Origin of the sequence: Micromonospora noduli (genome assembly GCF_003264365.1) — a bacterium.
GTDB lineage: Bacteria > Actinomycetota > Actinomycetes > Mycobacteriales > Micromonosporaceae > Micromonospora > Micromonospora noduli.
In genome coordinates, this window is record NZ_PYAK01000130.1 from 1 (window position 1) to 1,655 (window position 1,655).

General features: G+C 76.3%; 1 protein-coding gene and 1 pseudogene. Both read right to left on the bottom strand.

Going from position 1 to position 1,655, the window contains the following annotated elements; translation table 11 throughout:
* Nucleotides 1-1,042, bottom strand: a 1,042-nt coding sequence (gene cobU, locus GUI43_RS33235) for a bifunctional adenosylcobinamide kinase/adenosylcobinamide-phosphate guanylyltransferase (protein ID WP_112700722.1), incomplete at its 3' end; no start/stop codon positions are given.
* Between the two features lie 49 nt (nucleotides 1,043-1,091).
* A pseudogene (locus GUI43_RS34150) lies at nucleotides 1,092-1,655 on the bottom strand (hypothetical protein); the annotation flags it as partial.

A 1,655-nucleotide genomic window follows, 5' to 3' on the forward strand; every position in this document is an offset into this window, starting at 1 on the left:
CGGCGCGGCGCGCCGACTCACCGGCGACGGTGCCGGCCGCCGCCCCGCCGGCGTGGTCGCCGTGCAGCAGCAGCACCCGCACCGAGCCCCAGGCGGCGGGGGTCGAGGTGCCCTGGGTGGCGGCGGCGAAGCCCACCACCCGGTCCAGCACGCCCAGCCCGGCGCCCGGTACGTCCAGCGTGGCCAGCCGGTCGACCGCCTGCGGGCCGGCGTACTCGTCGGGCATCGGCAGCTCCATGCCGGGCTGGATGACCAGCCCGGTGGACACCATCGGCAGCGCCATGGTCGGCGCGGCCCACGGGTTGCCCGGCTCCGCCCTCGGGGCGGCCGGCGGCGTGGGGGTCAGCACGTCGGGCAGCTGCACCTCGGGGGTCGGCTCGGTGTCGGCGAGGCTCGCCACGACCGGTGCGGTGGCGGCAGCCGTCGGCGCGGTCACGGTGACGGGAGCGGACGGTTCGGTCGCGGTGACGGGAGCGGACGGTTCGGTCGCGGTGGCGACCGACTTGAGCCAGACCGGCTGACCGGCGACGACCAGTACGACCGCGTCGCAGGCGTCGGCGACCGCGCGGTTGGCCGCGCCCAACGCGTCGGTGAACGCCCGGCCCAGCGGGGTGGTCGGCACCAGCGACAGCCCCACCTCGGGGCTCACCAGCACCACTCGGGCGGCACACCCGCGGATCGCCTCGGCCAGCTCGGCGATGGTCGCCACGTCGTCGGCGGGCTGGTGGTCCGGGTCGAGCAGCACCGTCACCCAGCCGCCCAGGTCGTCGACGAGCAGCATCTCGTTGGGCTCGGCGGACTCGAGCACGTCGGCCAGCCGGCGCGGGTCCTCGGTGGTCTCCTCGGTGGTCCAGCTGCCCGGTCGTCGGGCGCGGTGTGCCGCCAGCCGGGTCGCCCACTCGGTGTCCTCCGGGTCGCCCTCGGGCGCGGTGGCGACGTAGCGGACCACCGGCGCGTCGGTGACCAGGGACTCGGCGAACTCGGACTTGCCGGACCGGATACCGCCGAGCACCAGGACCGTGTTCCACCCGTCTACGGACATGCCCGTACCTTAAGGCCGCCCAGGGTCGCGGTGCCTGCCGGCCCGTCGTTCAGTCGCAGTGCTCGAATCCGCTGCCGTAACTGACCCCGCCGGTGGAGCCGCCCCACTTGACGCATGTCCCGGCGGCGCTGGCCCGCACCGGCCCGGCGTAGTAGTCGAAGGACCCGCTGTCGGTGCTGCGCGCCCGCCCCTGCACCTCCAGGTACGCCGAGGCCGCCGACTTCGTGCCGACCGCGGTGTCCTTGAGGGTCACCACGCAGTTGGTGCCGGTGCCCCCGTGGTACAGCAGGAAGACCCGGCCCTTGCGCTGCCCGTCCCCGCCGGTCAGCGTCGCCGAGTCGATCACCTGGTAGCCGCTGCCGCACGCCTGTGCCGCCGTGTACGGGTTGGGTCGGCTCGACGGGGTGCGGCTGGGCGTCGGTCGGCTGCTGGCCGTACCGGTCGGCGTGCCGCCCGGTGCCCCGGTGCGGGCGGGGTCGCTGCTGGTCGTCGCGTCGGCGGGGGACCCGGTCGGTTCGGCCGTCGCGGTGCGGCTGGCGCCCGGCGTCGCGCTGGGCCGGGGTCCGGTGGTGGTCGCGTCTCCGGGCGGCAGCGGAGCGTCGGCGACCGCCCC